The organism is Streptococcus sp. SO2, from assembly GCF_030440025.1.
The window spans coordinates 82,656-105,315 of record NZ_JAQFJH010000001.1 but is presented as its reverse complement, the minus strand read 5'-3'; the positions used below and the strand labels follow the sequence as shown (position 1 = coordinate 105,315).

The following is a 22,660-nucleotide window of genomic DNA, read 5'->3' as shown; positions in this document are numbered from 1 at the left end:
CGCTTTCTAATCCTCTTTACGCATAAAATAGAGGAGGGTTTGGAGTTCACTTGTCAAATCGACATACTGAACAACCACATCTTTTGGGAGGTGAAGGTGAACAGGGGAAAAGCTGAGAATACCTTTTATACCAGCATCGACCAAAAGATTGGCAACTTCTTGTGATTTAACACTTGGAACTGTTAGGATAGCAGTTTTGACATCTGCTTCTTTGATTTTTTCTTTAATCTGTGAGATACCATAGATTGGAATTCCATCAGGTGTTTGGCTTCCAACTTCTGGATGGTCATCTAGGTCAAAGGCCATGATAATTTTCATCTTGTTACGCTCGTGGAAGCGGTAGTGGAGAAGGGCATGGCCCATATTTCCAATCCCAACCAACATAACATTTGTAATTGAGTTATCATTTAGGAGATCAGCAAAAAAATTCATCAATTTTTTGACATCGTAACCAAAACCACGACGACCTAGTTCACCAAAATAGGAAAAATCCCGACGAACGGTCGCAGAATCGATTCCGATAGCCTCTGCAATTTGCTTGGAGTTGGCACGTTCGATTTTTTCTGCATGAAATCTCTTGAAAATTCGATAGTAAAGTGAGAGTCTTTTTGCTGTTGCTTTTGGAATAGCAGACTGTTTATCTTTCACAAAATCACAACCTTTCTATTCTTCTATTTTATAGAAACATTGTGAAAAAATCAACAAAAACAAGAAAAAACTAAGAAATTTCTTAGTTTTTATCTGAAAAATGAGCTTGTGATAGAAAACGGTAGAGATCGCCAACCAATCCTTGATAAATCACCTTATCATTCAGCGTTAAGGAGCTGATTAGGAGAGTATCAGGTAGGGTCACACAGCCTGATAGAGATAACATGAGCTCTTCGTAATCCTTATATTCAAGTGTACGTTCTACGTGATAGTTATCTTGATAGGTAAGTCGATACATAGTCAATTATCTTTCTTCTTTAGTGAAGATACCGCGTTCTACTAAACTGTCCATGAGGAAGTAGAATTTTTCCTGATGAATGTGGTGGTTTTCTGATTTAAAGATATTAACCAAACGAAGACCTGACTTGTCAGTAATGTTGAGTTTAGCACCTGTAAGGTCTTTGTTGATGATGATTTTTAGGTTGAAACCTTCACCACTGTTGGGTACTTTCTCAAGCAGACGAGTCAGTTCAAAGTTTCCAACTTTTGTTTCAAAGAAAGTATTATCTTTCAGTGTGAACTTTTTGACAGTTGGGCTAAGTGTGTAGTCGTAGCGGCAGTTTTGTAGTTTAATGGTTTTTTCGAATGCCATTAGATTAATCTCCAATAATATTTTTTAAGGTTTGTGCGAGTTGTTTCAGTTCTTCTTCGGTATTAAGAGGAGAGAGACTGATACGGACAGATTCTGTTAAACGATGCGAATCAGACCCATAAAATGCTTCAAGAACATGACTGGTTTGCACAATACCAGCAGTACAAGCTGAACCGGTAGAAATTGAAATTCCTTCCAGGTCTAACCGAAGCAAGAGCAAATCATTTTTTTGACCAGGAAAGCCAATGTTGACAACATAAGGAAGTTGGTGGTTGCTTTCATTGAGATAGTAGTCGAGACCTGCAATTTCTTCTAAAAAAGTAGCTTTGAGTGCGCTTAGTTTTTGGTAATGCTCAACTTGGTCATTTAAATCCTCTTTGAGAGCAGCGACCATGCCTACAATGGCAGCGAGATTTTCTGTTCCAGCCCGTTTCTTTTGTTCTTGGTCTCCACCGTGAAGGTAGGAATCAAAGTCTCCAGTCGATGCGTAAAGAAATCCGACTCCTTTTGGTCCATGGAATTTGTGGGCAGAAGCGCTGAGGAAATCAATTCCCAATTCCTCGGGATGGATAGGAATTTTTCCGATAGCTTGAACAGCATCTATATGATAAGCAGCAGGATGGTCTTTTAAAATATGTCCAATCTCAGCGATAGGTAAGAGACTTCCAGTTTCATTGTTAGCGTACATGGTGGAAACGAGAATGGTATCGTCACGTAAGGCTTCTTGAATTTGCTGAGCAGTTATCTCTTGATTTACTGGTTGGATGATGGTCACTTCAAAGCCAAAATGTTGCACCAGGTAATCGACAGTCTCAAGTATAGAATGGTGTTCGATAGCTGTTGTGATGATATGTTTTCCACGATTTTGATGACGTAGGCAATAGCCGATAATGGCTGTATTGTTACTTTCTGTACCGCCAGATGTGAAAAAGATATGTTGAGGTTTGGTTCCTAGTAAGTGGGCTAAGTCCTGACGAGCCTCTCGTAAGAGTTTACCAGCCTGCCGACCATGACCATGAATACTAGAAGGATTACCATGAGTTTCTTGCATGACCTTGGTCATTTCTGCAATAGCTACTGCAGACATAGGAGTCGTTGCAGCATTGTCCAAATAAATCAAAGAATCACCTTATTTCTTTTTGTTGTAAGCAAAGAGTGGGCTGACTGGTTTTCTTTCATGGATGCGGACGATAGCATCTCCGATTAATTCGCTAGCAGTAATGTAACATACATTTTCTGGAGTTCTTTCTTTGGTCGCTACGGAGTCTGTCACAAGGATTTCCTTGATGTTTGTAGCATCAAGAAGATCTGCTGCCCCTTCAACAAATAAACCGTGACTAGATACTGCATAAATCTCAGTTGCGCCTTCACGTTCAACGATTTTGGCTGCTTCAGAGAAAGTACGACCAGTATTTAGGATATCGTCAATCAAGATAGCCTTCTTGCCTTCAACATCCCCAATGATATAGCCTTCGTTACGATCAGAATCGTCTTGGGCGTAGTCAATGATAGCGATAGGAGCATCAAGGTATTCAGCCAAACTACGTGCACGTTTAACACCAGAGTTCTTTGGACTGACAACAACAACATCAGAGCCAAGAAGTCCTTTATCACAGTAGTGCTTAGCAAATAGAGGAACAGTATAAAGATTATCTACAGGAATATCAAAGAAACCTTGGACCTGAACAGCGTGGAGGTCCAGCGTTAGAACACGGCTTACACCAGCTTTGACAAGCATATTGGCAACTAGTTTTGCAGTGAGGGGTTCGCGAGAAGAAGCGATACGATCCTGACGCGCATAACCAAAGTAAGGGAGGACAACGTTGATACTATGAGCACTTGCACGTACACAAGCGTCAACCATGATCAACAACTCCATCAAGTGGTTGCTAACAGGGTAGCTGGTTGACTGGATGATGTAGACGTCGTAACCACGGACACTTTCTTCAATGTTGACCTGGATTTCGCCGTCAGAAAATTGTCGAGAGGATAATTTCCCGAGAGGTACACCAACTGTATCCGCAATCTTTTGAGCGATTTCATGGTTAGAGTTTAGGGTGAAAAGTTTCATGTTGTTTCTATCTGACATTATAGACCGTCCTCTGTAAACTTTGTGAATCTTCTTTGAGAAAGTTTTGTTTTTCAAAGCCAGATTCTTTTATTTTTATCTTTTCTATTTTACCAAAAAAAGGAGATTATTTCAGCTTTTTTTCATGCTTTTAATAAAACGAATTAATTTTGAAGGAGCTTTCTGATAGGTTATCTGATTTTCATCTAAAAATCTCTGAAAATCTTCTTTCCCTTTTTCATGGTCGGTGACTTCAAGTTCGAGTTCATAGTCCGTCTGGTCAAAGTATTGACTTTCATCTAAGGCCATTAAGCCAATCTCAGTTTTCATTTCATAACGAAGGGTGGAAAGGCAACCTAGAACAAGCCAGTCATGGCTTTCGATGCCAATCTTAGAGAGCTTCTCTAGAACGAGACCCTGAGGTAGTTTTGGTTTTTCTAGGTACGATTCAGCTTCTGGAAGAGTTAGTTTCTGGTTGTATTCCATATTTCCTACAGTTTGAGGCACTTTTAAGGTCAATTCCGCCCAATCTGCAAAAGTGCGAATGCGCATGGCAACCTTCTTTTCACGCAATTGGAAATCTGGTGTGTCAATGTAGTAGTTCTTCTGAAGAACGGGTTGGATATGGGAAAACTGTTTTTTTAGATGATCATATTCCTCTTTTTTCAGAAGTGTTTTCAATTCTATTTCTAAATGTTTCATTTTTTCAACCTTTTCTATATCTTTGAAAGCGATTTATGGTATAATGGACAATGTATTTATTGTATACGAATGTACTGAAAAAATCAAAGATTTTCGACAGAGCAATCAAACATTACAAGGGAGAAAGTATGACCATAGAATGGGAAGAATTTTTAGATCCTTACATTCAGGCTGTTGGTGAATTGAAGATTAAACTTCGGGGAATTCGCAAACAGTATCGTAAGCAAAACAAGCATTCTCCGATTGAGTTTGTAACGGGTCGGGTAAAACCGATTGAAAGTATTAAAGAAAAAATGGCTCGTCGAGGAATTACTTATGCAACTTTAGAAAATGACTTGCAAGATATTGCTGGTTTACGTGTCATGGTCCAGTTTGTTGATGACGTCAAAGAGGTAGTTGAGATTCTACGTAAACGCCAAGATATGAGAATCGTTCAGGAACGAGATTATATCACTCATCGTAAGGCTTCGGGCTATCGTTCTTATCACGTGGTTGTCGAGTACACGGTTGATACGATCAACGGAGCTAAGACGATTTTGGCAGAAATTCAAATACGGACTTTAGCCATGAATTTCTGGGCTACGATTGAACACTCGCTCAATTATAAGTATCAGGGTGATTTTCCAGAAGAAATCAGGAAAAGACTGGAAATCACAGCGAAAATAGCCTATCAACTGGATGAAGAAATGGGTAAGATTCGTGACGATATCCAGGAAGCGCAGGCTCTCTTTGATCCATTGAGCAGAAAATTAAACGATGGTGTAGGAAATAGTGACGATACAGATGAAGAATACAGGTAAACGAGTTGACCTCATAGCAAATAGAAAACCTCAGAGTCAGAAGGTCTTGCATGAACTGAGGGAAAAACTCAAGAAACAACATTTTATACTGAACGATACCAATCCCGATATCGTCATTTCCATTGGTGGTGACGGGATGCTTTTGTCTGCCTTTCACAAGTATGAGAATCAGTTAGACAAGGTTCGATTTGTAGGTGTTCATACAGGGCATTTGGGATTTTACACAGATTATCGTGATTTTGAGCTGGATCAATTGGTGACCAATCTTTTACTAGATACTGGTGCCAAAGTTTCTTATCCGGTCTTGAATGTTAAGGTAACGCTTGAAAATGGAGAGGTGAAAATCTTCCGTGCTTTAAATGAAGCCAGCATCCGTCGATCAGACCGCACCATGGTTGCGGATATCATCATTAACCATGTTCCGTTCGAGCGATTTCGTGGAGATGGAGTGACTGTTTCAACGCCGACGGGAAGTACCGCCTACAACAAATCCTTGGGTGGAGCTGTCTTACATCCTACCATTGAAGCCTTGCAGTTGACGGAAATAGCAAGCCTTAATAATAGAGTCTATCGCACTTTGGGATCATCGATCATTATTCCCAAAAAAGATAAGATTGAACTTTTGCCGACACGCAATGATTACCATACGATATCAGTCGATAACAGCGTCTATTCCTTCCGTAATATCGAACGGATAGAGTATCAAATCGACCATCACAAGATTCACTTCGTAGCGACTCCAAGCCACACTAGTTTCTGGAATCGTGTTAAAGATGCCTTCATCGGCGAGGTGGATGAATGAGGTTCGAATTTACCGCAGATGAGCACGTCAAAGTCAAAAATTTCCTCAAGAAACATGAGGTTTCCAAGGGACTTTTGGCTAAGATTAAGTTTCGAGGCGGGGCTATACGGGTCAATGGCCAAGCTCAAAATGCGACCTATCTCTTAGATATTGGAGATAGAGTAACTATTGACATTCCTGCAGAGGAAGGGTTTGAGAGCCTTGAAGCTATTGATCGACCACTCGATATTTTATATGAGGATGACCATTTTCTGGTTTTGAATAAGCCTTATGGAGTAGCTTCCATCCCCAGTGTCAATCATTCCAATACCATTGCCAATTTTATCAAGGGCTACTATGTCAAGCAAAACTATGAAAATCAGCAAGTTCACATCGTGACTAGGCTTGATAGAGATACTTCTGGTTTGATGCTCTTTGCCAAGCACGGCTACGCTCATGCACGTTTAGACAAGCAACTGCAACGAAAGTCTATCGAAAAACGTTACTTTGCTTTGGTTAAAGGAGCTGGTGTCTTGGAGCCTGAAGGGGAGATTATCGCCCCGATTGCGCGTGATGTGGACTCCATTATCACGAGACGGGTTGCCAAAGGTGGGAAATACGCCCATACATCTTATAAAGTTATAGCGTCTTATGGAAATATTCACCTAGTCGATATTCGTCTGCATACTGGACGAACTCATCAGATACGAGTGCATTTTTCTCATATCGGTTTTCCTTTGTTGGGAGACGATCTCTATGGAGGCAGCCTAGACGACGGTATTCAGCGCCAGGCCTTGCATTGCCATTATTTATCTTTTTATCATCCTTTTCTAGAGCAAGATTTGCAACTAGAAAGCCCCTTACCGGATGATTTCAGCAATCTTATTACTCAGTTATCAACTAATACTCTTTAAAATCTATTTGGAGTATAATTTATTTTCTTAAAGGAGAAAACTCATGGAAGTTTTTGAAAGTCTCAAAGCCAACCTGGTTGGCAAAAATGCTCGTATCGTTCTCCCTGAAGGGGAAGAGCCACGTATTCTTCAAGCGACAAAACGCTTGGTAAAAGAAACAGAAGTGATTCCTGTTTTGCTTGGAAACCCTGAAAAAATTAAAATTTATCTCGAAATCGAGGGGATCATGGATGGTTATGAAGTGATTGATCCCCAACACTATCCTCAATTCGAAGAAATGGTTGCTGCCTTAGTAGAGCGTCGTAAGGGCAAAATGACTGAAGAAGAAGCGCGCAAAGTTTTGGTTGAAGATGTCAACTACTTTGGTGTGATGCTAGTCTACTTGGGCTTGGTTGACGGTATGGTATCTGGTGCGATTCACTCAACTGCCTCAACAGTTCGCCCAGCCCTTCAAATTATCAAAACTCGTCCAAATGTAACTCGTACTTCAGGTGCCTTCCTCATGGTACGTGGTACGGAACGTTACCTATTTGGTGACTGTGCCATTAACATCAATCCAGATGCAGAAGCCTTGGCTGAAATTGCCATCAACTCAGCAATTACAGCTAAGATGTTTGGTATTGAACCTAAAATTGCTATGCTAAGCTATTCTACTAAAGGTTCAGGATTTGGTGAAAGTGTTGATAAGGTAGTGGAAGCTACAAAAATTGCTCACGACTTGCGCCCTGACCTTGAGATTGATGGTGAATTGCAATTTGACGCTGCCTTTGTTCCTGAAACTGCAGCTCTTAAAGCTCCAGGAAGTAATGTAGCTGGTCAAGCAAATGTCTTTGTCTTCCCAGGTATCGAAGCAGGAAATATTGGGTACAAGATGGCAGAACGTCTCGGTGGTTTTGCGGCTGTCGGACCTGTTTTGCAAGGATTGAACAAACCAGTTAACGACCTTTCTCGTGGATGTAATGCAGATGATGTGTACAAGTTGACCCTTATCACAGCAGCTCAAGCAGTTCATCAATAAGATTTAGTCCTCTTTCCCATGGGAAGAGGCTTTTTAGTACTGAGAAAAGGACAGTTAGAAGCTTCTATGTTATACTAGACATATGTTAGATTTGAAAGAATACGATATCGTCATGTGGCCAGAGGAGAAGATCATTTCTTTTCGTGAGAAACTCCTTAATTGGTATGATGAAAACAAGCGAGAACTACCTTGGCGGAGAAGTAAAAATCCTTATCACATCTGGGTATCTGAAATCATGCTGCAGCAGACCAGGGTGGATACAGTTATTCCATATTACGAACGATTCTTGGACTGGTTTCCAACAGTTGAAAGTCTGGCCAATGCTCCTGAAGAGCGTTTGTTGAAGGCTTGGGAGGGATTAGGCTATTATTCTCGAGTGCGCAATATGCAGGCTGCAGCTCAGCAGATTATGACTGACTTTGGGGGGCAATTTCCAAATACCTATGAAGGAATATCTTGCCTGAAAGGGATTGGCCCTTACACTGCGGGAGCTATTTCCAGTATCGCTTTTAATTTGCCTGAGCCAGCGGTTGATGGCAATGTCATGCGGGTTTTGGCACGCTTGTTTGAGGTTAATCATGATATCGGAGTTCCCAGCAATCGCAAAATTTTTCAGGCAATGATGGAAATCTTGATTGACCCGAAACGACCAGGTGACTTTAACCAAGCTCTGATGGATTTAGGTTCTGACATAGAGGCTCCAGTTAATCCTCGACCAGAAGAAAGCCCTGTTAAGGACTTTAGCGCAGCCTATCAGAATGGCACCATGGGTCTTTATCCGATTAAAGAACCCAAGAAAAAGCCTCTGCCAATTTATCTCAAGGCCTTAGTTGTACGCAATGACCGTGGGCAATATTTACTAGAGAAAAACGAAAGCGAGAAACTACTAGCCGGTTTTTGGCACTTCCCATTGATTGAAGTTGATGATTTCTCAAGTGATGACGATCAGCTAGATCACTTTTCGCAAGTCAAAGAGGAAAGCAGAGCATTTGGACCAAGCCCTCAAGAAAACTTTGAGCAAGATTATGATTTAGAAGTGAATTGGTCCCATCAAGTATTTGACCAGGTCAAGCATGTATTTAGTCATCGGAAATGGCACATTAAAATCCTAGCTGGTCAGGTGACAGAAACAAAACAGTTTTCGGACAGAGAAATTCGTTGGGTTTCTCCTCAGGAGTTTTCTGACTATCCACTTGCGAAACCTCAACAAAAAATTTGGCAGGCTTATAAAACAACTTTTGAAGATAAAGGCCTACAGTAGCCATTTGTGCCTTCTTTGCATTTTTTTGTTATAATAGATAGAGAAAAGGTGATAAAATGAAAAAAATATTAATTGTAGATGATGAGAAACCAATCTCAGATATTATTAAGTTTAATATGGCCAAGGAAGGTTATGAAGTTGTTACAGCCTTCAATGGTCGTGAGGCAATCGAGCTATTTGAAGCAGAGCAACCAGATATTATTATTCTCGACTTGATGCTACCTGAAATTGATGGTTTAGAAGTTGCTAAAGCTATTCGTAAGACTAGTAGCGTGCCGATTATCATGCTCTCAGCTAAGGATAGCGAGTTTGACAAGGTTATTGGTTTAGAGTTAGGTGCAGATGATTATGTTACAAAACCTTTCTCAAACCGTGAGTTGCAGGCTCGTGTCAAGGCTCTGCTTCGTCGTACAGACTTGGTTTCTGTGGATAGCCAAGAGTCTGACGAGAAGAAGACGCAACCTTTACAAATTGGTGATTTGGAAATCGTTCCAGATGCTTACGTGGCTAAGAAATATGGTGAGGAGTTAGATTTAACCCACCGTGAGTTTGAACTCTTGTATCACTTGGCTTCTCATATTGGACAAGTGATTACACGTGAACACTTGCTTGAGACTGTATGGGGTTATGACTATTTTGGTGATGTTCGTACGGTGGACGTGACCATTAGACGCTTGCGTGAAAAAATCGAAGATACACCAAGTCGCCCAGAGTACATTCTCACACGTCGTGGTGTTGGATACTATATGAGAAATAATGATTGAAGATATTAGACAAACTATTCTGAACAGCGATTTTATCTTTATCTTGATTTTACTTGGTTTTATCTTGGTGGTGACCTTGCTGTTACTGGAAAATCGTCGGGATAATATCCGTCTAAAGGAGATAAATCAAAAGGTTAAGGACTTGATTGCAGGTGATTATTCTCAAGTTTTGGACTTGCAAGGAAGTACAGAAATCACCAATATCACCAATAATCTGAACGATTTATCAGAAGTTATTCGTTTGACCCAAGAAAATCTGGAACAAGAGAGTAAACGATTGAACAGTATTCTTTCTTACATGACAGATGGCGTTCTTGCGACCAATCGCCGTGGCCAGATTACCATGATCAACGATATGGCCAAGAAACAGCTCGGTGTGCAGAAAGAAGATGTTCTGAATAAAAGCATCCTCGAATTGCTTAAGATAGAAGATGAGTATGAGCTGCGTGACCTGATTACACAGATTCCTGAGTTGACGATTGACTCCCAGGATGTAAATGGGGAATACCTAAGCCTTCGTGTACGTTTTGCTCTGGTTCGTCGTGAGTCAGGTTTCATCTCTGGTTTGGTTGCCGTTTTACATGATACAACTGAGCAGGAGAAGGAAGAGCGTGAGCGAAGACTCTTTGTTTCGAACGTGAGTCACGAGTTGCGAACTCCTTTGACCAGTGTTAAATCTTATCTTGAAGCCTTGGACGAGGGAGCTCTTTATGATCCTGTTGCTCCTGATTTTATCAAGGTTTCACTCGATGAAACCAACCGTATGATGCGGATGGTGACAGATCTCTTACATCTCTCTCGTATTGATAATGCGACAAGTCAGCTAGATGTGGAATTGATTAATTTTACTGCATTCATCACCTTTATTCTCAACCGATTTGATAAGATGAGAAGTCAGGATGACGAGAAAAAATATGAGCTTGTCAGAGATTACCCTATTAATTCAGTTTGGATCGAGATTGATACCGATAAGATGACTCAGGTGATTGATAATATTCTTAACAATGCCATCAAGTACTCACCAGATGGTGGCAAAATTACTGTCAGCATGAAGACCACAGATGACCAGATGATTTTATCCATCAAAGACCAAGGTCTAGGTATTCCAAAGCAAGATTTGCCGAAGATTTTTGACCGATTCTACCGTGTGGATCGTGCAAGAAGTCGGGCTCAAGGTGGAACTGGTCTAGGTCTGGCTATCGCAAAAGAAATCATCAAACAACACAATGGCTTTATTTGGGCAAAAAGTGAATACGGTAAGGGATCGACCTTTACCATTGTGCTCCCTTATGATAAGGATGCCGTAAAAGAAGAAATATGGGAGGACGAAATAGAAGACTAGAATGAGTGAAATAGGCTTTAAATACAGTATTTTAGCATCAGGTTCCAGTGGAAATTCCTTTTATCTGGAAACCCCAAAAAAGAAAATCCTAGTGGATGCAGGCTTGTCTGGTAAGAAGATTACCAGCTTGCTAGCTGAAATCAATCGCAAACCTGAAGATCTGGATGCGATTTTGATTACGCATGAGCATTCAGACCATATCCATGGGGTCGGTGTCTTGGCTCGTAAATATGGCATGGATCTTTACGCCAATGAAAAGACTTGGCAGGCTATGGAGAATAGTAAGTACCTCGGCAAGGTGGACTCTTCGCAGAAGCATATCTTTGAAATGGGCAAAACCAAAACCTTTGGTGATATCGACATTGAGAGTTTTGGTGTGAGCCATGATGCGGCAGCACCACAGTTTTACCGATTTATGAAAGACGACAAGAGCTTCGTTATGCTGACCGATACAGGTTATGTTAGTGACCGTATGGCAGGAATTGTTGAGAATGCTGACGGTTACCTCATCGAATCCAACCACGACGTGGAAATCTTACGAGCTGGATCTTATGCTTGGCGACTCAAGCAGCGTATCCTATCTGATCTCGGTCACCTTTCTAACGAAGACGGAGCTGAGGCCATGATTCGTGCTATGGGAAATCGAACCAAGAAAATCTACCTTGGCCACTTGTCCAAAGAGAACAATATCAAGGAGCTGGCTCATATGACCATGGTCAATCAGCTAGCCCAAGCTGATCTGGGAGTCGGAGTTGACTTTAAGGTTTACGACACTTCACCAGATACCGCAACACCATTGACAGATATATAAAAAGAAGGCGAGTGCCTTCTTTTATTCTGTGTTTTATCAGGAATTTAGTGTGGTATAATGATTAAAAAAACTAAAGGAGTAGCAGTGTGAAGAGAAAATGGCTATTAAAGGATTACTATGACACAACGATTATCATACTTGCATTGATATCAGTTGTCCTTGTCTTGCTTGGATTTGCTGAGATGATTGATTTGGATAATCCACCCTACAGTATTATTGATTTACTAATTTGGTTTGTTTTTGTGATAGATTATGGTTGGCGGTTCTTTTCAAGTAAAGAAAAATGGAGATTTATACTTGAAAATATCTTCGACTTGCTAGCTATCCTTCCTTTGAATGCTATTTTTACAGTATTTCGATTAGGGCGTATCTTCCGCTTAGCAAGGCTGACAAAATTACTGAAACTAACTCGTCTTTTAAGAGTCGTTGGATTGACTGGCAAGTTGGAAAAGAAGGTTGGAAAACTCTTACGAACAAATGGCTTACTTTATATTTTATATCTCAATTCCTTTATTGTACTGGTAGGTAGTTCAATTTTATCTGTTGTTGAAGAAAAATCATTCTCAGATAGTCTTTGGTGGGCGCTTGTGACTGTAACGACTGTTGGTTATGGAGATATTGTTCCTGCGTCGATTTTTGGGAAGTGGTTAGCTGTTTTACTAATGCTTGTTGGTATTGGCACAATAGGGATGTTAACGAGTGCTTTGACAAACTTTTTTGTAAAGGATAATCCGGATGATCAGATAAAATTTGATAAACTCCAAGACGAATTAATAACTCAAAGAATATTACTAGAGAAACAATCTGAGAAGATAGAAGAACTGCATAGAATGATACAAGACTTGCTTGAAAAAAAGTAATTTAGACCATACAAAAACCACTCGACGAGTGGTTTTTTTACAATCCAGCAAATTCCTTGATTTCTTGTGCTGACATGGAAGAGTCGCAACGGACATTGATTTGGCCATCTGCAATGTGAACAAATCCTGGTACGGTTGGAATTCCATAGCGTGAACGGAATTCTTGTAACTTATTGAGTTGGCTTGGTTCTTCACTGTTGATGAAGTAGATGTGGGCTTTGGTTTCATCTACGACACCTGCCAATGTGCCTGCAAATTTACGGCAGTAAGGGCAAGTTTTACGGCCAATAAAGAAGGTTGCTGTTTCTTTATTATCGAGTGTTTCTTGTGCACGCGCAACTGTAGTGACTTCAAGGTCTTTGATGTTTTCTAAAAATTGTTCCATGAGATTACCTCGCTTTCATTGATAAGTCTAGTATGCCATAAAGTTTCTAAAAATGCTTAGATTTGATACGAAAAAAAGATGAGATTGGTTGGTCTCATCTTTTATAATTTCTTATTTAACAAAAGCATTGATTTCTGCTTCGATGTTGGCAATCATAGCTTGTGAATCTTCATTACTTTCACCCACAACGGCAATGTAGAATTTGATTTTTGGTTCAGTACCAGAAGGGCGAACAGCAATCCATGAACCGTCAGCAAGTGTATATTTCAATACATCACTTGGAGGAGTTGTCAAGTTTGTAACAGTACCATCAGCAGCAGTAGCAGTTTGAGCCTTGAAGTCTTCTACGACAGTGATAGCTGTTGCGTTCCATTCTTTTGGAGCATTGTTACGGAACTTAGCCATGATTTCCTTGATTTGTTCTGCACCATCAACACCAGAAAGGGTCACAGAGATGGTCTTTTCAGCGTAGTATCCGTATTCTTTGTAGATTTCTTCGATACCGTCTGCAAGTGTCAAACCACGTGAACGGTAGTAGGCAGCAAGTTCAGCAACGACAAGAACAGCTTGGATAGCGTCTTTATCACGCACGAACGGTTTGATCAAGTAACCGAAGCTTTCTTCAAATCCCATCATGTAGGTGTGGTTGTGCTTTTCTTCGAATTCTTGAATCTTTTCAGCGATAAATTTGAAACCAGTCAAGACGTTGAACATAGTTGCGCCGTAGCTCTCAGCAATCTTCGTTACCAAGTCAGTTGATACGATTGATTTGCAGAGGGCTGCATTTTCAGGAAGAGTTCCAGCGTTTTTGTGGGCTTCCAAGATGTATTTAGCCATGATAGCACCGATTTGGTTACCTGAGAGGTTGAGGTAGCTGCCATCTTTTTGAAGAACTTCAACACCAACACGGTCAGCGTCAGGGTCAGTCGCGACAAGAACGTCTGCACCAACTTGACGACCAAGTTCTTCAGCAAGGGCAAAGGCTGCCTGGCTTTCTGGGTTTGGAGACTTAACAGTTGAGAAGTCAGGGTCAGCTGTTGCTTGCGCTTCAACGACTTGAACTGAGTCAAATCCTGCTTGGGCAAGAGCACGACGAGCCAACATTTCACCCGTACCATGAAGTGGTGTGTAGACAATCTTCATGTCTTTACCGAATTCTTCAATCAATGTTGGGTTGATGTTTACGTCCTTAACTTCTTTAAGATATTCAACATCGACAGCTTCGCCAATGACTTCAATCAAACCAGAAGCTTTTTCTGCTTCGACATCAGCAACTTCCACAGCGAATGGATTTTCGATTGCACGAATGTAAGTTGTCAAAGCATCTGCATCATGTGGAGGCATTTGTCCACCGTCTTCTCCATAAACCTTGTAACCGTTAAATGGAGCAGGGTTATGGCTAGCAGTAATCATGATACCTGCAAAACAGTTGAGGTGACGAACAGCGAATGAGAGTTCTGGAGTTGGACGGAGGCTTTCAAATACGTAAGATTTGATACCGTGTTTAGCAAGAACTGCCGCAGATTCAAAGGCAAACTCAGGTGAGAAGTGACGGCTATCGTAGGCAATTGCCACACCACGTTCTTTTTCATTTCCACCTTTTGATTCAATCAAACGAGCCAAACCTTCGGTAGCTTGACGAACAACGTAGATGTTGATGCGGTTTGTACCAGCACCGATCAAACCACGCATACCAGCAGTACCAAATTCAAGATTGGTATAAAAGGCATCTTCCTTAGTTTTTTCGTCCATATTTTCCAAATCTTGGCGAAGGTAGTCTGGAAGGTCAGCAAAATCGACCCATTTTTGATAATTTTCTTGGTAAGTCATAGAGTGTCTCCTTTGTTTATTTGCTTTAATCGCTTTCATTATATCACGATTTGACATTTTAGTAAAACGTTAGCATAACTTAAAATGTAGGAAATTAATTTTTGCACTTTAGCGGGAAAATGGTGGGGACTGTGCTTACTTATACTAAGTTAGGGATGAAAATTAATTATTAGATACTTTATAACATGAAAGTTTATAATTCATTTTGTAGGTTTGTTGAAGAAAAAAATCAAAAATATTGTTATATTCTATTCTTTTTATAAAGAATCCTTTAATGTCTCAAACGAACATATAGAAAAATTTAATGTAAAACTCTATAAATTTAAGATATTTTGAAAATATCTGGTTTCTGTTTTGATTTTTATTCTGCGTATGGTAAAATATAGTAAATCATTAAAGGAGAATCCATTATGAAAAAAATTCTTAAGCATTCTGCTTTGCTTTTGTCAGCTTTAGCACTTGTTGCCTGTGGAGCTCAAAAAAAAGCAAGCGACAATGGTACTGCCTCGAACTCAAACTTTGAAGTTTCTGTGAAAGATGGTATGTTTGTATTGCCTAAAGATGAAGATTCATCTTCAAGCTACCTTGCACTTCAAGTCGAAATCAAGAACAATCGTGATAAACAGTTTAGTTTTACTAGCCAAGATATTACGCTTTATAATGAAAAAGATGAAAAATTACAACCAATTCAAATCTACGAAAGCGACAGTAAAACGAAATTTATGTCATATGGTGACAGTCTTTCTAAAGGAAAGAGTGTTGCTGGTTATGTAGTGTATGAAGTCGACAAGAATGCTAAGTATGAACTCCACTTCGCACCTAGCTTTTATGATGACATCAAAGAGAATTCTAAAAAGAATAACGATGTAGCCATCAAGGTGGATCCAAGTCAGTATGAAGACAATATTGATGAAGCAAAAGATGTAATGAAAAAATATGTCGATGCTGTTTACCTTAATGGGGAAAGCTCTGGTGGTGGAACGAACCTAAGTGCTACTGACAATAAGTCGCAAGTTGTAGCACTTGCTGATGATAAAAAATCTTCTGATAATAGTGCTGAATTCACAAACGATGCGAAAGCTGATAAAGAAGAGTTTATCAAGAAATTTACAGAGTCATTCGGAAAAGGTTTCTATAACTACAAACCTTCTGATTCAGAACTTAGAACATTCGCAGATGCTTACATCAAAGCAAATGCTAAGAGAGCAAAAGTTGATTACAAGGTGAAGACATACTTGCCAGATTATGCTGTTGTTTATGTTCGACCAGAGACAATCGACTTGGATAATTTGAATGTTTATGAATTGAGCCGTAAATTCTACGAAGAAAACAAAGGTAAATATAGCAACTACTCAGAAGCTATGAAAGCTGGTGAGAAGTACATTTTAGAAAATGCACCAAGTCAATTTGATTCAACTCCACTAGACACTAGTGATAACATGAAGAAAGAGGGTTATGAAATTAAAATGACCAAGAAAGATGGAAAATGGACCATCGATACCTCTTCTAAAAACTATGACTTAAAAGATATGGCTCGCACATTCCGTGGAGGCATTGGATACTAAGATGAAAGGTTCGGGTATACCACTCGAACTTTTTTCATTGCAATTGTGTAAAAGAGAAAAAGATAGTAAAATAGAGATATGATTATTTTACAAGCTAATAAAATTGAACGCTCTTTTGCTGGTGAGGTTCTCTTTGAACATATCAATCTGCAAGTAGATGAACGAGACCGAATTGCTCTTGTTGGGAAAAATGGTGCAGGTAAGTCTACTCTTTTAAAGATTTTGGTTGGAGAAGAGGAGCCAACTAGTGGAGAAATCAATAAGAAAAAAGATATTTCTCTGTCTTACCTAGCCCAAGATAGTCGTTTTGAGTCTGAAAATACCATTTATAATGAAATGCTTCACGTCTTTGATGACTTGCGTCGGGCAGAGACACAACTGCGTCAAATGGAATTAGAGATGGGTGAAAAGTCTGGTGAAGATCTAGATAAACTGATGGCGGATTATGATCGTTTATCAGAGAATTTCCGTCAGGCTGGTGGCTTTACCTACGAAGCTGATATCCGCGCTATCTTGAATGGTTTCAAGTTTGACGAGTCTATGTGGCAGATGAAAATTGCTGAGCTTTCAGGTGGTCAAAATACTCGTCTTGCACTGGCTAAAATGCTCCTTGAAAAGCCAAAACTCTTGGTCTTGGACGAGCCTACCAACCACTTGGATATTGAAACCATTGCCTGGTTAGAGAATTACTTGGTAAACTATAGCGGTGCCCTCATTATTGTCAGTCACGACCGTTACTTTTTGGACAAGGTTGCGACGGTTACACTGGATTTGACCAAGCATTCCTTGGATCGTTATGTAGGCAATTACTCTCGTTTTGTTGAGTTAAAGGAGCAAAAGCTAGCTACTGAGGCAAAAAACTATGAAAAGCAGCAGAAGGAAATCGCTGCTCTGGAAGACTTTGTCAATCGCAATCTAGTCCGAGCTTCAACGACCAAGCGTGCCCAATCTCGCCGCAAGCAACTGGAAAAAATGGAGCGTTTGGACAAGCCTGAAGTTGGCAAGAAATCAGCCAATATGACTTTCCAGTCTGAAAAAACATCAGGAAACGTCGTTTTGACAGTTGAAAATGCTGCTATTGGCTATGATGGGGAAATATTGTCAGAACCTATCAATCTTGACCTTCGTAAAATGAATGCTGTTGCCATCGTTGGACCAAACGGCATTGGGAAGTCAACCTTTATCAAGTCTATTGTGGATCAGATTCCCTTTATCAAAGGAGAGAAGCGTTTTGGAGCAAATGTCGAGGTTGGTTATTATGATCAGACTCAAAGCAAGCTAACACCAAGCAATAGTGTCCTAGATGAACTTTGGAATGACTTTAAATTAACATCAGAGGTTGAAATCCGCAATCGTCTAGGTGCATTCCTTTTCTCAGGAGATGATGTTAAAAAGTCAGTCGGAATGTTGTCAGGTGGTGAACGCGCTCGTTTGTTGCTTGCTAAACTGTCTATGGAAAACAACAATTTCTTGATTCTTGACGAGCCGACCAACCACTTGGATATTGATAGCAAGGAAGTGTTGGAAAATGCCCTGATTGACTTTGATGGAACCCTTCTTTTCGTCAGCCACGACCGGTACTTTATTAACCGTGTAGCTACTCATATTTTGGAACTGTCTGAGAATGGTTCGACCCTCTACCTTGGAGATTATGACTACTATGTTGAGAAGAAAGCAGAAGTAGAAGCGATTCAGACAGAAGAAGCTTCAACTAGCAATCAAGCAAAAGAACCGAGCCCAGTCAATGACTACCAGGCTCAGAAAGAAAGTCAGAAAGAAGCCCGTAAGCTCATGCGACAAATCGAGAGTTTAGAGGCTGAAATCGAAGAGTTAGAAACTCAAAGCCAAGCCATTTCTGAAAAAATGCTGGAAACCAACGATGCTGAAAAGCTCATGGAATTGCAGACTGAACTGGACAAAATTAGCCATCGTCAGGAAGAGGCTTTGCTTGAGTGGGAAGAATTATCAGAGCAGGTGTAAGAAATGGAACATCTTGGAAAGGTATTTCGTGAATTTCGAACAAGTGGGAAGTACTCCTTAAAAGAGGCGGCAGGTGAATCATGTTCGACCTCTCAATTATCTCGCTTTGAGCTTGGGGAGTCTGATCTAGCAGTTTCCCGTTTCTTTGAGATTTTGGATAATATTCACGTGACTATTGAAAATTTCATGGACAAGGCTAGGGATTTTCAAAATCATGAACATGTTGCCTTGATGGCACAGATTATTCCGCTTTACTACTCAAATGATATTGCAGGGTTTCAAAAGCTTCAAAAGGAACAGCTTGAGAAAGCAAAGAGTTCGACCAATCCCCTCTATTTTGAGCTGAATTGGATTCTGCTACAAGGCCTGATTTGTCAAAGAGATACTAGTTACAGTATGGAACAGAGTGATCTGGATAAGGTGGCGGATTATCTTTTCCAAACAGAAGAATGGACCATGTATGAGTTGATTCTTTTCGGGAATCTCTATACTTTCTACAGTGTGGACTATGTGGCTCGGATTGGCAGAGAAGTCATGGAGCGAGAAGACTACTACAAAGAAATTGGTCGGCATCGAAAACTCGTTTTAATTCTAGCTCTTAACTGTTACCAGCATTGTTTGGAGAACCGTTCCTTTGCGGATGCGGACTATTTTGAGGGCTATGTGGAGAAGTTAATTGGAAATGGTATCAAGCTTTATGAGCGCAATCTCTTCCATTATCTCAAAGGTTTCGCCCTCTACCAGAGAGACTTGAAAGCAGAAGGTTGTAGTCAGATGCAGGAAGCCATGCATATTTTTGCTGTGCTTGGACTTCCAGAGCAAGTGGCTTACTATCAGGAACATTATGAAAAATTTGTAAATCCTTAAATTTCCCAAATAAGGGAAAAATAAAGAGACTCCTTTCAGTTTTGATACAATAGTTTCAAAATTTGAGAGGAGCTTTTTATATGAATCGACATGCAATCCAGTTGATTAGTCGTGGTGCGATTAATAAGATAGGAAATATGCTCTATGATTATGGAAACAGTGTTTGGTTGGCATCAATGGGAACGATAGGACAGACTGTTCTTGGGATTTATCAAATTTCCGAGTTAGTTACATCGATTCTGGTCAATCCCTTTGGCGGAGTGATTTCAAACCGCTTTTCGCGTCGCAAAATTTTGATGACGACAGACCTGGTTTGTGGTATTCTCTGTTTAGCTATTTCTTTCATCAGAAATGATAGCTTGATGATTGCTGCCTTGATTTTTGCCAATATTGTTCAGGCGGTTGCCTTTGCATTTTCTCGTACAGCCAACAAAGCCATTATAACTGAAGTTGTAAAAAAAGAAGAGATTGTGACCTATAATGCTCGCTTAGAGCTCGTTTTGCAGGTTGTAGGCGTTAGCTCCCCTGTACTTTCTTTCATCGTTTTACAATTTGCCAGTCTCCATATGACGCTTGTTTTAGATGCCATTAGCTTTTTCATCGCATTTACCTTAGTAGCTTTTCTCCCCCAAAAAGAGACTCAGTTACAAGAGAAAAAGACTTTCAGCTGGAAAAATATTTTTGCTGATATGAAGGAAGGACTTGGCTATATCTGGCACCAGAAAGAGATCTTTTTCCTCTTGTTAGTAGCTTCCAGTGTTAATTTCTTTTTTGCAGCTTTTGAATTTCTCCTCCCTTTTTCAAATCGACTATACGGGGTAGAAGGAGCTTATGCAACTATTTTAACTATGGGCGCTATTGGTTCGATTATCGGAGCTCTTCTAGCTAGCAAAATAAAGGCAGGTGTTTATAATCTTTTGATTCTATTGGCCTTGACTGGAGTTGGGGTTTTTATGATGGGGTTACCATTGCCAACTTTTCTTTCCTTTTCTGGAAATTTAGTTTGTGAACTGTTTATGACGATATTTAATATTCACTTTTTTACTCAGGTGCAAACAAAGGTTGAGGGGGAATACTTGGGAAGAGTACTAAGCACCATTTTTACCTTAGCCATCCTATTTATGCCGATTGCAAAAGGCTTTATGACGGTGCTACCAAGTGTCCATCTCTCTTCTTTTCTGATAATTGGAAGCGGTGTCATCGTCTTGTCTTGTTTATCCCTCGTTTATGTGCGAAGTCATTTTAAAAAAGAGTTATAATTTCTTTTTTTAAGAAAATATTACACTACAAACCATTTTTCAGTCCTTCTCTATTGTGAGGAGGGCTTGCTTTATGGTAAAATGGGAATATGAATGAAAGAATGAATGAGTTAGTTGCCTTACTTAATCGTTATGCGACCGAGTACTATACGAGTGACAATCCCTCGGTTTCAGATAGCGAGTATGATCGCCTCTACCGAGAGTTGGTCGAATTGGAAGCTGCCTATCCAGATCAAGTTTTAGCGGACAGTCCGACCCATCGTGTTGGTGGTAAGGTTTTAGACGGTTTTGAAAAATACAGTCATCAGTATCCTCTTTATAGTTTGCAGGATGCTTTTTCACGTGAAGAGTTAGAAGCTTTTGATGCGCGTGTTCGAAAGGAATTGCCCCAACCGACCTATATTTGCGAGCTGAAAATCGATGGTTTGTCCATCTCGCTAACTTATGAAAAGGGAATTTTGGTAGTCGGTGCGACACGTGGGGATGGTTCTGTTGGTGAAAATATCACAGAGAACCTCAAGCGTGTCAAGGATATTCCTTTGACCTTGCCAGAAGAACTTGATATCACTGTTCGTGGAGAGTGTTACATGCCACGCGCTTCGTTTGATCAAGTCAACCAAGCCCGCCAAGAAAATGGGGACCCTGAATTTGCCAATCCTCGTAACGCGGCAGCAGGCACTTTGCGTCAGTTGGATACAGCAGTAGTGGCCAAGCGTAATCTTGCGACTTTCCTCTACCAAGAAGCCAGCCCTTCTACTCGTGATAGTCAAGAAAAAGTCTTGGAGCATCTTGAACAGCTTGGTTTTGTAGTTAATCCTAAACGAATATTGGCTGAAAGTATAGATGAGGTATGGGATTTTATCCAAGAAGTAGGACAAGAACGGGAGAAACTGCCTTACGATATCGATGGGGTGGTCATCAAGGTTAACGACCTAGCAGGTCAAGAAGAGCTTGGCTTTACCGTTAAAGCGCCTAAGTGGGCAATCGCCTATAAATTTCCCGCTGAAGAAAAAGAAGCCCAGCTCCTTTCAGTTGACTGGACAGTAGGTCGTACGGGTGTTGTGACTCCGACTGCCAATCTAACACCTGTTCAGCTTGCTGGGACAACTGTTAGCCGTGCAACCTTGCATAATGTAGATTATATCGCTGAAAAGGATATCCGAAAAGATGATACGGTAATCGTTTATAAGGCTGGAGATATCATCCCTGCTGTTCTGCGTGTGGTAGAGTCCAAGCGTGTTTCTGAAGAAAAACTAGATATTCCGACTAATTGTCCAAGTTGTGATAGCCAGTTGCTTCACTTTGAAGATGAAGTGGCTCTTCGTTGTATCAATCCACGCTGTCCTGCTCAAATCATGGAAGGCTTGATTCACTTTGCTTCTCGAGACGCCATGAATATTACGGGTCTTGGTCCATCTATCGTCGAAAAGCTTTTTGCTGCTAATCTGGTTAAGGATGTGGCAGATATTTACCGTTTGAAAGAAAACGATTTCCTTCTTTTAGAAGGCGTCAAGGAAAAGTCTGCTTCTAAACTATATCAGGCCATTCAAGCATCCAAGGAAAACTCTGCTGAAAAGCTCTTGTTTGGTCTGGGAATTCGCCATGTCGGAAGCAAGGCTAGTCAGCTCTTGCTCCAACATTTCCACTCTATTGAAAATCTAGCCCAAGCTGATCCTGAGGAAGTAGCAAGTATTGAAAGTTTGGGTAGTGTGATTGCTCAAAGTCTTCAAACTTATTTTGCTACAGAAGGATCAAAGATTCTCTTAGACGAGTTGAAAGAATCTGGAGTCAATCTGGACTACAAAGGACAGACAGTAGTGGCAGATGCGGCCTTGTCAGGTTTGACAATTGTATTAACTGGTAAATTGGAACGTCTCACACGTTCTGAAGCCAAAAATAAACTCGAAAGTCTAGGTGCCAAAGTCACAGGCAGTGTATCTAAGAAAACGAATCTTGTCGTAGCAGGAGCAGATGCAGGAAGCAAGCTCCAAAAAGCACAAGAACTTGGTATCGAAGTTCGAGATGAGGCCTGGCTAGAAAGTTTGTAAAGAATAGTTGAAAAATAGATGTCAGATAGTCTGGAACTATCTCTCCTGATGTGTTTTTATATCTATTAAAGCTATTCTCTATTGTGCTGAAATTCCCGTTAAATT

22 protein-coding genes are annotated in these 22,660 nt (G+C 40.4%); 14 read left to right on the top strand and 8 right to left on the bottom strand.

All coding sequences use genetic code 11. The features are described from left to right. Positions 1-6: 6 nt before the first annotated feature. The 6 genes from PCY17_RS00510 to PCY17_RS00485 form a co-directional block, all read right to left on the bottom strand. Complete coding sequence (locus PCY17_RS00510; RefSeq protein ID WP_000653409.1) at positions 7-648, bottom strand: redox-sensing transcriptional repressor Rex; 642 nt, start codon at positions 646-648, stop codon at positions 7-9. An 82-nt stretch (positions 649-730) separates the two neighbouring features. Continuing rightward, entirely contained in the window at positions 731-946 is a 216-nt protein-coding gene (locus PCY17_RS00505; RefSeq protein WP_000286093.1) for a DUF4649 family protein, read from the bottom strand. Between the two features lie 6 nt (positions 947-952). Beyond that, entirely contained in the window at positions 953-1,300 is a 348-nt protein-coding gene (locus PCY17_RS00500) for a DUF1831 domain-containing protein (protein WP_049520349.1), read from the bottom strand. A gap of 4 nt (positions 1,301-1,304) precedes the next feature. Continuing rightward, positions 1,305-2,420: a cysteine desulfurase family protein gene (locus PCY17_RS00495; protein WP_049520348.1), complete on the bottom strand. Its 1,116-nt coding sequence runs from the start codon at positions 2,418-2,420 to the stop codon at positions 1,305-1,307. A gap of 9 nt (positions 2,421-2,429) precedes the next feature. Beyond that, positions 2,430-3,389, bottom strand: coding sequence for a ribose-phosphate diphosphokinase (locus tag PCY17_RS00490; protein ID WP_001283843.1), 960 nt, complete (start codon positions 3,387-3,389; stop codon positions 2,430-2,432). Positions 3,390-3,500: 111 nt separating this feature from the next. Beyond that, entirely contained in the window at positions 3,501-4,070 is a 570-nt protein-coding gene (locus PCY17_RS00485) for a CYTH domain-containing protein (RefSeq protein ID WP_000681306.1), read from the bottom strand. A 128-nt stretch (positions 4,071-4,198) separates the two neighbouring features. Between PCY17_RS00485 and PCY17_RS00480 the strand changes: the two genes are divergently transcribed. From PCY17_RS00480 to PCY17_RS00440, 9 genes are all read left to right on the top strand, one after another. Continuing rightward, entirely contained in the window at positions 4,199-4,870 is a 672-nt protein-coding gene (locus PCY17_RS00480) for a GTP pyrophosphokinase family protein (protein WP_007516769.1), read from the top strand. Next, positions 4,854-5,672: an NAD kinase gene (locus PCY17_RS00475; protein ID WP_000799063.1), complete on the top strand. Its 819-nt coding sequence runs from the start codon at positions 4,854-4,856 to the stop codon at positions 5,670-5,672. Before PCY17_RS00480 ends, PCY17_RS00475 begins: the two co-directional genes overlap by 17 nt. Then, entirely contained in the window at positions 5,669-6,565 is an 897-nt protein-coding gene (locus tag PCY17_RS00470; protein ID WP_084944550.1) for an RluA family pseudouridine synthase, read from the top strand. Before PCY17_RS00475 ends, PCY17_RS00470 begins: the two co-directional genes overlap by 4 nt. A 43-nt stretch (positions 6,566-6,608) precedes the next feature. Then, entirely contained in the window at positions 6,609-7,583 is a 975-nt protein-coding gene (gene pta / locus PCY17_RS00465; RefSeq protein WP_049518760.1) for a phosphate acetyltransferase, read from the top strand. Between the two features lie 82 nt (positions 7,584-7,665). Beyond that, on the top strand, positions 7,666-8,844 hold the full coding sequence (gene mutY, locus PCY17_RS00460) for an A/G-specific adenine glycosylase (RefSeq protein ID WP_301390621.1): 1,179 nt from the start codon (positions 7,666-7,668) through the stop codon (positions 8,842-8,844). A gap of 56 nt (positions 8,845-8,900) precedes the next feature. Next, a complete protein-coding gene (yycF, locus tag PCY17_RS00455; protein WP_000722058.1) occupies positions 8,901-9,608 on the top strand; it encodes a response regulator YycF in 708 nt (235 codons plus the stop codon). Continuing rightward, entirely contained in the window at positions 9,601-10,950 is a 1,350-nt protein-coding gene (gene vicK, locus PCY17_RS00450) for a cell wall metabolism sensor histidine kinase VicK (protein WP_049520344.1), read from the top strand. The genes yycF and vicK overlap by 8 nt, the downstream gene beginning before the upstream one ends. 1 nt (position 10,951) lies before the next feature. After that, positions 10,952-11,761, top strand: coding sequence for an MBL fold metallo-hydrolase (locus PCY17_RS00445; protein ID WP_038806131.1), 810 nt, complete (start codon positions 10,952-10,954; stop codon positions 11,759-11,761). Positions 11,762-11,847: 86 nt separating this feature from the next. Beyond that, positions 11,848-12,621, top strand: a complete 774-nt coding sequence (locus PCY17_RS00440) for a potassium channel family protein (protein ID WP_049520343.1) — start codon at positions 11,848-11,850, stop codon at positions 12,619-12,621. Positions 12,622-12,658: 37 nt separating this feature from the next. On the opposite strand, the gene PCY17_RS00435 is transcribed toward PCY17_RS00440, so the two are convergent. Beyond that, on the bottom strand, positions 12,659-13,006 hold the full coding sequence (locus PCY17_RS00435) for a thiol reductase thioredoxin (protein ID WP_049520342.1): 348 nt from the start codon (positions 13,004-13,006) through the stop codon (positions 12,659-12,661). Between the two features lie 111 nt (positions 13,007-13,117). Beyond that, entirely contained in the window at positions 13,118-14,836 is a 1,719-nt protein-coding gene (locus tag PCY17_RS00430; protein WP_049520341.1) for a phospho-sugar mutase, read from the bottom strand. A 410-nt stretch (positions 14,837-15,246) separates the two neighbouring features. Between PCY17_RS00430 and PCY17_RS00425 the strand changes: the two genes are divergently transcribed. The 5 genes from PCY17_RS00425 to ligA all read left to right on the top strand — a co-directional run bounded on the left by PCY17_RS00425 (position 15,247) and on the right by ligA (position 22,555). Further along, positions 15,247-16,401, top strand: a complete 1,155-nt coding sequence (locus PCY17_RS00425) for a DUF4352 domain-containing protein (RefSeq protein ID WP_049520340.1) — start codon at positions 15,247-15,249, stop codon at positions 16,399-16,401. Positions 16,402-16,479: 78 nt separating this feature from the next. Continuing rightward, positions 16,480-18,381, top strand: coding sequence for an ATP-binding cassette domain-containing protein (locus PCY17_RS00420; protein WP_049520339.1), 1,902 nt, complete (start codon positions 16,480-16,482; stop codon positions 18,379-18,381). Between the two features lie 3 nt (positions 18,382-18,384). Beyond that, entirely contained in the window at positions 18,385-19,248 is an 864-nt protein-coding gene (locus tag PCY17_RS00415) for an XRE/MutR family transcriptional regulator (protein ID WP_049520338.1), read from the top strand. Positions 19,249-19,328: 80 nt separating this feature from the next. Beyond that, on the top strand, positions 19,329-20,507 hold the full coding sequence (locus PCY17_RS00410) for an MFS transporter (protein WP_301390620.1): 1,179 nt from the start codon (positions 19,329-19,331) through the stop codon (positions 20,505-20,507). Positions 20,508-20,596: 89 nt separating this feature from the next. Next, positions 20,597-22,555, top strand: a complete 1,959-nt coding sequence (ligA, locus tag PCY17_RS00405) for an NAD-dependent DNA ligase LigA (RefSeq protein WP_301390619.1) — start codon at positions 20,597-20,599, stop codon at positions 22,553-22,555. Positions 22,556-22,660: the final 105 nt, after the last annotated feature.

What these genes read in the sequence shown, in the direction of transcription:
- PCY17_RS00490 (WP_001283843.1), bottom strand. Translation starts at nt 3,389, where the DNA reads ATGTCAGATAGAAACAACATGAAACTTTTCACCCTAAACTCTAACCAT.
- ligA (WP_301390619.1), top strand. Translation starts at nt 20,597, where the DNA reads ATGAATGAAAGAATGAATGAGTTAGTTGCCTTACTTAATCGTTATGCG.
- PCY17_RS00505 (WP_000286093.1), bottom strand. Translation starts at nt 946, where the DNA reads ATGTATCGACTTACCTATCAAGATAACTATCACGTAGAACGTACACTT.
- PCY17_RS00480 (WP_007516769.1), top strand. Translation starts at nt 4,199, where the DNA reads ATGACCATAGAATGGGAAGAATTTTTAGATCCTTACATTCAGGCTGTT.
- PCY17_RS00500 (WP_049520349.1), bottom strand. Translation starts at nt 1,300, where the DNA reads ATGGCATTCGAAAAAACCATTAAACTACAAAACTGCCGCTACGACTAC.
- PCY17_RS00485 (WP_000681306.1), bottom strand. Translation starts at nt 4,070, where the DNA reads ATGAAACATTTAGAAATAGAATTGAAAACACTTCTGAAAAAAGAGGAA.
- PCY17_RS00415 (WP_049520338.1), top strand. Translation starts at nt 18,385, where the DNA reads ATGGAACATCTTGGAAAGGTATTTCGTGAATTTCGAACAAGTGGGAAG.
- PCY17_RS00420 (WP_049520339.1), top strand. Translation starts at nt 16,480, where the DNA reads ATGATTATTTTACAAGCTAATAAAATTGAACGCTCTTTTGCTGGTGAG.
- mutY (WP_301390621.1), top strand. Translation starts at nt 7,666, where the DNA reads ATGTTAGATTTGAAAGAATACGATATCGTCATGTGGCCAGAGGAGAAG.
- yycF (WP_000722058.1), top strand. Translation starts at nt 8,901, where the DNA reads ATGAAAAAAATATTAATTGTAGATGATGAGAAACCAATCTCAGATATT.
- PCY17_RS00435 (WP_049520342.1), bottom strand. Translation starts at nt 13,006, where the DNA reads ATGGAACAATTTTTAGAAAACATCAAAGACCTTGAAGTCACTACAGTT.
- PCY17_RS00445 (WP_038806131.1), top strand. Translation starts at nt 10,952, where the DNA reads ATGAGTGAAATAGGCTTTAAATACAGTATTTTAGCATCAGGTTCCAGT.
- PCY17_RS00425 (WP_049520340.1), top strand. Translation starts at nt 15,247, where the DNA reads ATGAAAAAAATTCTTAAGCATTCTGCTTTGCTTTTGTCAGCTTTAGCA.
- vicK (WP_049520344.1), top strand. Translation starts at nt 9,601, where the DNA reads ATGATTGAAGATATTAGACAAACTATTCTGAACAGCGATTTTATCTTT.
- PCY17_RS00430 (WP_049520341.1), bottom strand. Translation starts at nt 14,836, where the DNA reads ATGACTTACCAAGAAAATTATCAAAAATGGGTCGATTTTGCTGACCTT.
- PCY17_RS00410 (WP_301390620.1), top strand. Translation starts at nt 19,329, where the DNA reads ATGAATCGACATGCAATCCAGTTGATTAGTCGTGGTGCGATTAATAAG.
- pta (WP_049518760.1), top strand. Translation starts at nt 6,609, where the DNA reads ATGGAAGTTTTTGAAAGTCTCAAAGCCAACCTGGTTGGCAAAAATGCT.
- PCY17_RS00475 (WP_000799063.1), top strand. Translation starts at nt 4,854, where the DNA reads ATGAAGAATACAGGTAAACGAGTTGACCTCATAGCAAATAGAAAACCT.
- PCY17_RS00470 (WP_084944550.1), top strand. Translation starts at nt 5,669, where the DNA reads ATGAGGTTCGAATTTACCGCAGATGAGCACGTCAAAGTCAAAAATTTC.